Source organism: Stenotrophomonas sp. P5_B8, assembly GCF_054049855.1.
The window spans coordinates 1-7,905 of record NZ_JBFULO010000166.1 but is presented as its reverse complement, the minus strand read 5'-3'; the positions used below and the strand labels follow the sequence as shown (position 1 = coordinate 7,905).

General features: G+C 68.0%; 9 protein-coding genes. All 9 read left to right on the top strand.

Annotation, left to right across the window (positions count from 1 at the left end; genetic code table 11):
• Nucleotides 1-537 (top strand): hypothetical protein (locus ACXJKH_RS10870; protein WP_457319437.1); only part of this gene is annotated, 537 nt, incomplete at its 5' end.
• Nucleotides 538-627: 90 nt separating this feature from the next.
• Nucleotides 628-1,164, top strand: coding sequence for a GNAT family N-acetyltransferase (locus ACXJKH_RS10865; protein ID WP_457319436.1), 537 nt, complete (start codon nucleotides 628-630; stop codon nucleotides 1,162-1,164).
• Nucleotides 1,161-1,493, top strand: coding sequence for a non-heme iron oxygenase ferredoxin subunit (locus tag ACXJKH_RS10860; protein ID WP_256775751.1), 333 nt, complete (start codon nucleotides 1,161-1,163; stop codon nucleotides 1,491-1,493). The genes ACXJKH_RS10865 and ACXJKH_RS10860 overlap by 4 nt, the downstream gene beginning before the upstream one ends.
• A gap of 80 nt (nucleotides 1,494-1,573) precedes the next feature.
• On the top strand, nucleotides 1,574-1,966 hold the full coding sequence (locus ACXJKH_RS10855) for a hypothetical protein (protein WP_457319435.1): 393 nt from the start codon (nucleotides 1,574-1,576) through the stop codon (nucleotides 1,964-1,966).
• A gap of 155 nt (nucleotides 1,967-2,121) precedes the next feature.
• The gene (locus ACXJKH_RS10850) at nucleotides 2,122-4,407 is read left to right on the top strand and encodes a TonB-dependent receptor (RefSeq protein ID WP_457319434.1); all 2,286 of its coding nucleotides are present in this window, start codon (nucleotides 2,122-2,124) and stop codon (nucleotides 4,405-4,407) included.
• A gap of 49 nt (nucleotides 4,408-4,456) precedes the next feature.
• Nucleotides 4,457-5,146, top strand: a complete 690-nt coding sequence (locus ACXJKH_RS10845) for a Fe2+-dependent dioxygenase (RefSeq protein ID WP_256775748.1) — start codon at nucleotides 4,457-4,459, stop codon at nucleotides 5,144-5,146.
• Nucleotides 5,139-5,867, top strand: coding sequence for a tetratricopeptide repeat protein (locus tag ACXJKH_RS10840; protein WP_457319433.1), 729 nt, complete (start codon nucleotides 5,139-5,141; stop codon nucleotides 5,865-5,867). The genes ACXJKH_RS10845 and ACXJKH_RS10840 overlap by 8 nt, the downstream gene beginning before the upstream one ends.
• A gap of 139 nt (nucleotides 5,868-6,006) precedes the next feature.
• Nucleotides 6,007-6,435 (top strand): hypothetical protein, encoded by a 429-nt coding sequence (locus ACXJKH_RS10835; protein ID WP_256775746.1) that lies wholly within the window; start codon nucleotides 6,007-6,009, stop codon nucleotides 6,433-6,435.
• A 143-nt stretch (nucleotides 6,436-6,578) separates the two neighbouring features.
• Nucleotides 6,579-7,905: TonB-dependent receptor plug domain-containing protein (locus tag ACXJKH_RS10830; RefSeq protein ID WP_457319432.1), on the top strand; the 1,327-nt coding region annotated here is incomplete at its 3' end.

The following is a 7,905-nucleotide window of genomic DNA, read 5'->3' as shown; positions in this document are numbered from 1 at the left end:
CGTTTGCTGCGGACGACTTGTCGGTCAAATCACTCCATGACGGTTAGCAAACAAGTCGCTTTACGACGTCGTCATCCAGTCTCGGCGCGATGCCAAGATAAACCCCGTGTCGCGACGGGCCAGTTCAAGACAAAACACATCGTGAAGGTGGTCATCGAGATCGGCATGTATCGCATCGCTGGCATTCTCCAGTCGGATCAGACCGGTCAAATCCGGCCCGTCTCAGAGCTGTGCTGGCAATTGCAGACGGACAGGAGACATAAACAGCGTTGTCGTTTCGCTGCGTCGCTCACCGCCAGCGGATCGCGACGCCGCATTGCGGGTTGCCGAGCATGGCTCGGCACTACCAATCCTACGATTCGACGATCCTACGATCCGGCGATCCGGCGATCCGGCGATCCGGCGATCCGGCGATTCGACGATCCGCCGTTCCGCCGCTTGCCGTTCCGCCGCTTGCCGTTCCGCCGCTTGCCGTTCCGCCGCTTGCCGTTCCGCCGAGTGCCGCTCCGCGATTGCCGATCACCGGTCCCCCGATAGCGGCCAGCCAACCGCCCGTCGCCTCCTCCTGCCTCGCCCTGCCTCCCCTGCCCCCTCCCCGCCACCGCCCACCCCGCCTAGAATGTGCCCATGAGCACCCTGACCTTCCGATCGGCCACCGCTGCCGACATCCCCGCCCTGATTGCCCTGGTCACCTCGGCCTATCGCGGCGACGCCAGCCGTGCCGGCTGGACCACCGAAGCCGACCTGCTGGATGGGGCGCGCATCGATGCCGAAAGCCTGCAGGCCGATCTGGCGCGCCCGCGTTCCACCATCCTGTTGGCCGAGCGCGATGGCCAGCTGCTGGCCTGCGCGCACGTGGCCGACGACCGCGGCAAGGGGTACTTCGGCATGTTCTCGGTCGATCCGGCCCAGCAGGGCGGCGGCATCGGCAAGGTGATGATCGATGCGGCCGAGGCCCACGCCGCGCGCGAATGGGGCGTGCCGGTGATGCAGATGACGGTGATCGACGTGCGCGAGGAACTGATCGCCTTCTACGAGCGCCGCGGCTACGTGCGCACCGGGATCAAGAAGCCGTTCCCGTACGGCGACGCGCGCTTCGGCACGCCCAAGCGCGACGACCTGCGCTTCGAGATCCTGGAAAAGCCGCTGGCGGTCCAGGCGTGAGCGAGACCTGGACCTTCGTCTGCGCCAGCGCCGAGCTGCTGGCCGGGGAAATGAAGAGCACCTTCGACGAGGTCACCGGCACCCCGATCGTGGTGTTCAACCTGGACGGCGAGCTCTACGCGCTCGAAGACCAGTGCACCCACGATGAGTTCGAGCTGTCCTCGGGCACGTTCGACACCGCCGAGGCCAGCATCGAGTGCGTGCTGCACGGAGCGCGTTTCGATATCCGCGACGGCCGCGCCCTGTGCGCCCCGGCCTACTCTCCGGTGGCCAAGTTCCCGGTCAAGCGCGAACACGACGGGGTCTGGACCCGCGACGACCGCGACTGAACGCCCGGCGTTTTGAAAATGCGAATTGCTAGCATTACCATGTGCACCGCGGCCGCCTGGCCGCGCCTGCCTGGTCGCCCGTGTCTCTCACCCGTTCCGCCATCGATGTTGTCGCCCTGTGGGCCGCGTTCTGCGTGGTGCTGCTGGCCGCCGGTTGGCTGAATACGGGCGCCACCCGCGGCGTGCAGGACGGTCCTGGGCCGCTTGCGCAGCAGGTTGAAGCCGCCGCGATGGCCACCGACACCGGCCAGAAAGCGCCTTCGCTGCCCTGCCCTGATGCGCCGGCCAGCGAAAACAGCGCCAAAAGCGACGCGAGTGCCGATACCGAGCCCGGGAGCGCTGCCGCACTGTTCCCGCTGCGCCGCAACGCGTGGGTAGCAGCGATTCCGCTATGGCCTGCCGATGCACTGCGCTGGCAGCGGATGGAGCCTTCGCTGCGCCTCAACCCGGGCCACGCCCCTCCCACCGCCTGATCCCCGCCGCACGCCCCGCGTGACGGCCCCGCCCTGTCTGCGCCTGCGCAGCCAGCGGCCCTGCCTGTTCGTTTGTTCGCTTTCCCGACCTTCCCACCCGCTCGCCGCCGTGACCGCCTGCCGGTCCGCCCTTGCCCGTACGTCCAGGACCTCCCATGACCGTTCGCCCGACCCCGTTGTCGTCCGCCCTGCTGCTGGCCATTGCCGCCCCCGCCATCGCCCATGCCGACACCGACACCGCCGCCGAGCCGCAGCGCGCGACCGAACTGGACGGCGTGGACGTGCACGGCGAGCGCGTGCGCGCGCAGTCGTCCAAGTTCACCGCGCCGCTGCTGGATACGCCCAAGTCGGTCAGCGTGATCTCCCAGCAGGTGATCGAGCAGACCGCGGCCACCACGCTGCTGGACGCGCTGCGCACCGTGCCGGGCATTACCTTCGGTGCCGGCGAAGGCGGCAACCCGACCGGCGACCGTCCCTTCATCCGCGGCTTCGATTCGGCCTCGGACATCTACGTGGACGGCCTGCGCGATGCCGGCAGCCAGACCCGCGAGGTGTTCGCGATCGAGCAGATCGACGTGGTCAAGGGCCCCAGCTCGGCCTACTCCGGTCGCGGTTCGGCCGGCGGCACCATCAGCCTGGTCAGCAAGACCCCGAAGCTGGACAACTTCGTGCAGGGCTCGCTGGCCGCCGGTACCGACAACTACTACCGCGGCACGCTGGACGCCAATCAGGTCATCGGCGACGGCATCGCCGCGCGCGTGAACCTCATGAAGCACGAGGCCGACGTGGCCGGCCGTGATGAAGTCAACAGCAGCCGCTGGGGCATCGCGCCGTCGCTGGCGTTCGGGCTCAACGGTCCGACCCAGGGGGTGATCAGCCACTACCACATGGAAACCGACGACCTGCCCGACGCCGGCGGCTTCCCGTACAGCAACCCGTTCACCAGCGGCGCCAACCTGGCGCTCAACGGCGACGGCAGCCCGATCGTGACCAACCGCGACGCGTTCTACGGCCTGGTCGACCGTGACTTCCAGAAGACCCGCGCCGACATCACCACCTTGAACCTGTCGCATGATTTCGGTGGCATCGTGCTGCGCAACATCACCCGCTACGGTGATACCCGCAACGATTACCTGTGGACCCAGCCGGACGACAGCAAGGGCAATCCGAACCTGTACGGCACGGTCTGGCGCCGCACCAACTCGCGCGCCACGCAGACCGACAGCTTCATCAACCAGACCAGCGTGACCGGCGAGATCGAGACCGGCCCGCTGCGCCACAGCTTCAACGCCGGCGTGGAATACAGCAGCGAGAAGACCGTGCGCGGCAACTACCTGATCGGCGAGGTGCGTCGCCCGAACGGACAGACCACCGGCGGCACCAACAACCCGATCACCGGCAACCAGAGCTGCCCGACGACCGGCGCGGCCACCGGCTACAACTGCACCGACCTGACCAACCCGAACCCGAACGATCCGTGGGCGTCGCTGCACACCGTGACCCGCAGCAACCCCGCCAATGACGTGCGCCAGACCACGCGCACGAAGTCGGCGTACGTGTTCGACACCATCAGCTTCAGCGAGCAGTGGATGCTCAACCTGGGCGCGCGCTTCGACGACTACAGCACCCACCAGTTCAACCCGACGGCCGCAGCCAACCTGCAGCACCTGCGCAACGACACCTCGTTCTGGAACGGCCAGGCCGGGCTGGTCTTCAAGCCGGTGGAAAACGGCAGCATCTACCTGTCCTGGGGCACCTCCTCCACCCCGGTGGGCACCGACGGCGGTGATGGCGCCGATGGCATCAGCGCCACCATCCAGGATCTCAAGCCGCAGCGCAGCCGCAACATCGAACTGGGCACCAAGTGGGACCTGTTCGATGCGCGCCTGTCGCTGACCGGTGCGATCTTCGAAACCGAGATGACCAACGCGCGCGTCACCAGCGATGCGGGCACCACCCAGAACGCGGGCAGCAAGAAGGTCAAGGGCGCCGAGATCGGCTTCAGCGGCACGATCGTGCAGGGCTGGCAGGTGTTTGGTGGCTATACCTACCTGGACGCGGTAGTCGAGGACAACGGCTTTGCCCTGGTCAACGGGGTGTACGTGCCCTCGCCGTTCAACGGCAACCAGTTCCCCAACACCGCCAAACACAGCGCCAGCCTGTGGACCACCTGGGCGCCGTCGTTCGTCGAAGGCCTCAGCCTGGGCGCCGGCGCGAACTACGTGGACAAGGTCTACGGCAACGTCAACAACACCAAGTGGGTGCCGTCCTACATCCGCTGGGATGCGATGGTGGGCTACGCCTTCAGCGAGCGCTACAGCCTGCAGTTGAACGTGCAGAACCTGACCAACAAAACCTACTTCACCAAGGCGTACGCTTCGCACTACGCTGCCATCGCGCCGGGTCGTTCGGCCACGCTGGCCTTCAACTTCACGTTCTAAGCGATACGCTCCCTCCCGCGCTCCGGTGCGGGAGGGGCTGGAGCCGATCATGCTGCTGCACATCCCCGACGTCCTCAGCGCCGAGCAGGTCACCCTGGCCCGCAAGCAGCTGGCCACCGCCGGCTGGACCGACGGACGGCTGACCGCGGGCTACCAGTCCGCGCAGGCCAAGCACAACCTGCAGCTGCCCGAGTCCGACCCGGCCGCGCGCGCGGTGGGTTCGACCATCCTGGATGCGCTCGGGCGCAACAGCAGCTTCTTTTCGGCCGCCCTGCCGCGACGGATCTTTCCGCCGCTGTTCAACTGCTACCAGCCCGGCCAGACCTTCGGCTTCCACATCGACAACGCGGTGCGCTACGACTACAGCGTGGCCGGGCAACCGCAACCGGTGCGCACCGATGTGTCGGCGACCTTGTTCCTGAGCGATCCGGACGAGTACGAAGGCGGCGAACTGGTCATCGAGGACACCTTCGGCACCCAGCGGGTGAAGCTGCCCGCCGGGCACATGGTGCTGTACCCCGGCACCAGCCTGCACCAGGTCACTCCGGTCACCGCCGGGACGCGACTGGCCTCGTTCTTCTGGATCCAGAGCATGCTGCGCGACGACGGGCAGCGCCGCCTGATGTGGGACATGGACAACGCGATCCGGCGCCTCACCCACGACCACCCCGACCATCCCGCGCTGGTGAACCTTACCGGCGTGTATCACAACCTGCTGCGGCAGTGGGCTGATGTCTGAGCCGACCCCGCCCGCACTGGATGCCACCGCGCTGGCCGCGCAGCTGCAGCACGACCCCACCGCCGCACTTGCCACGCTGATCCCGATCGCCCAACGCGGCGACGTGCAGGCGCAGTTCCTGCTCGGCCAGGCCTGCATGGAAGGCCGCGGCATCCCGCAGGATCCGGCCGCCGCCGTGCTCTGGTTCGAGCGCGCCGCCAACGGCGGGCTGGGCATCGCCATGAACATGCTCGGGCGCTGCCATGAGCTGGGCAGCGGCACCGTGCAGAACCTGGAACTGGCGGCGGTGTGGTATCGCAAGGCGGCCGACAGCGGCCTGGACTGGGGGATATACAACCTGGCCAACCTGCTGGGCACCGGCCGCGGCGTCCTCCGCGACGACCGCGCCGCGTTTGCGCTGTACCTGCGGGCCGCGCAACTGGGCCATGCCAAATCGATGAACCTGGTCGGCCGCTGCCTGGAAGACGGCATCGGCGTGGCGGCGGATCCGGCCGCGGCACCGGCGTGGTACCTGCGCTCGGCCGAAGCCGGCGACTTCCGCGGCCAGACCAGCCATGCTTCGGTGTTGCTGGCGGCGGGTCAGGTCGATGCAGCCACGGCGTGGCTGAAACGCGCACTGGCCCATGGCAGCCCATCATTCCTTGCCCACCTCCGCCCGACCCTCGCGGCCTCGCCGCATGCCGCGTTGCGGGCGCTGGTCGATCCGCCTTCGGCGCCGTAGATCGTTACCCAGCCATTCGCAAATCATTCCTATTTGCGTCCGCGAACGGATCTCACTACACTCCGCCGCGTCATCGAGGTCCGCTCGTGATCGGGAGCGTCATGTTCCCCACCCAACACGCTTGAGCAGGGATTCCGTCTTGCGCCACCCGCACCGCCTTCGCAACTTCGCCCCCGCCGTGCGCGGGCAGCGTCCGGCGTTGGCGAGCGTGCTGGCATGGCTGGGCCTGCTGGCGATGCTGTTCACCGCCCTGCCGGTGCTGGACCGGGCGTTGCCGGGCAGTGCCGCGCTGGTACTGCAGCTGCCGGCCGAAGAACGTCGCGGTGGCGGTGAAACCACGCCGCAGGAAGAAGTAGCGGCCAAACCGCGTCGGCTCACCAGCGTGCGTCCGGCCAACACCCCGCCACCGTTGCCGCCGGCCTTGCCCGACGCGCTGGACCGGTTGCTGGCGACCTGGGTCGACCTGCCGCCGCAGGTGGCCCCGTCGGTGGATTCGGCGCCTGCCATTCCGCTGCCGGCTGCGCCCGGCCTGCGCGTTCAACGCGGACAAGCCCCACCGCAGGGCTGATTCCGACACGCGCGTCGCGGTAGTGACGCGCCCCCCGTCGATGGCGACACCTGCCTGTTCCCGGGCACTTCCCTGATTCCTGCAGCGCTGCGACCGCCGGTCGTGGCGTCCCGCGTTCGTCTTTCCTTTTCGAGGTTACCCCCATGGCCCAACGCCATCGTCGTCGCATGTCCCTGTCCCGCCACGCCCTGAGCCTGGCCCTGCTCGGCGCGATCAGCGCGCCCGCCTTCGCCAACGGCGACGCCGCCGCACCGACCACGCTGGACAAGGTCGTGGTCACCGCCGCCGGCTTCGAACAGAAAATCACCGACGCCCCGGCCAGCATCAGCGTGGTCAGTCGCCAAGAGCTGAGCAAGCGGCCCTACACCAGCCTGGTCGACGCGCTGCGCGACGTGGAAGGCATCGATGTGGGCATGGAAACCACCGACAAGAACGGCCGCGCCACCCTCTCCATGCGCGGCATGCCGTCGGAGTACACCCTGGTGCTGATCGACGGTCGCCGCCAGAGCAACGTCGGCCAGCTCTACCCGAACAACTTCGGCGGCGGCCAGTTCTCCTACCTGCCGCCGCTGGATGCGATCGAGCGCATCGAAGTGGTGCGTGGCCCGATGTCCACCCTGTACGGGTCGGACGCGATGGGCGGGGTGATCAACATCATCACCCGGCGCAACCAGGACAGTTGGCACGGCTCGCTCACCCAGGGCGCCACCGTGCAGCAGGACGACCAGTTCGGCGATGCGCGCACCACCGATGTGTACCTGACCGGACCGCTCGTCAAAGATCGCCTGGGCCTGGCGGTGCGTGGCAGCTACTACGACGCCAAGGCCTCCAACCCGGAATGGGACGACCTGCCGCTGCCGGACGGCACGCTGTGGGAGCGCAGCATCGGCTTCGGTGGCGGCGGCAAGGCGGTGGCCAATACCAACTGGAACACCGGCGTGCGCGTGAACTGGACGATCAACGACGATCACGACCTGACCCTGGACTACGACGTGTCGCGGCAGAAATACGACAACAGCCAGGGCCAGACCGGCACCCTGGACAGCCTGGCCAGCCTGTGGCGCGTCGGCAACGCCACGGTTCCCCATCCGAACGGCACCGGCACCCTCACCCGCCGCGTAGTTCAGCCGCGCGTGGGTTATACCGCCTACCAGCGCTACGAGCGCGACCAGCTGGCGCTGAGCCATCAGGGCCGCTACACATTCGGCACCTGGCAGACCACGCTGACCCACACCATCAGCAACAACCTCGGCCGTTCGCTGCCATTGACGCTGGACGAACGCGATGACCTGCAGACGCTGTGGAACGACGTCTGCCGTCGCACCGGCGCCGCCGCCAACTGCGCGGCCGGCCGCGGCAACGCGCTGAGTGCGCTCAATGCCAGCGAGCAGGCACGCCTGCAGGCATTCCTGCCGCGCCCGCTGCGCACGATGGAGCTGGAAGGCTACGTGCTGGACACGATGCTGGACA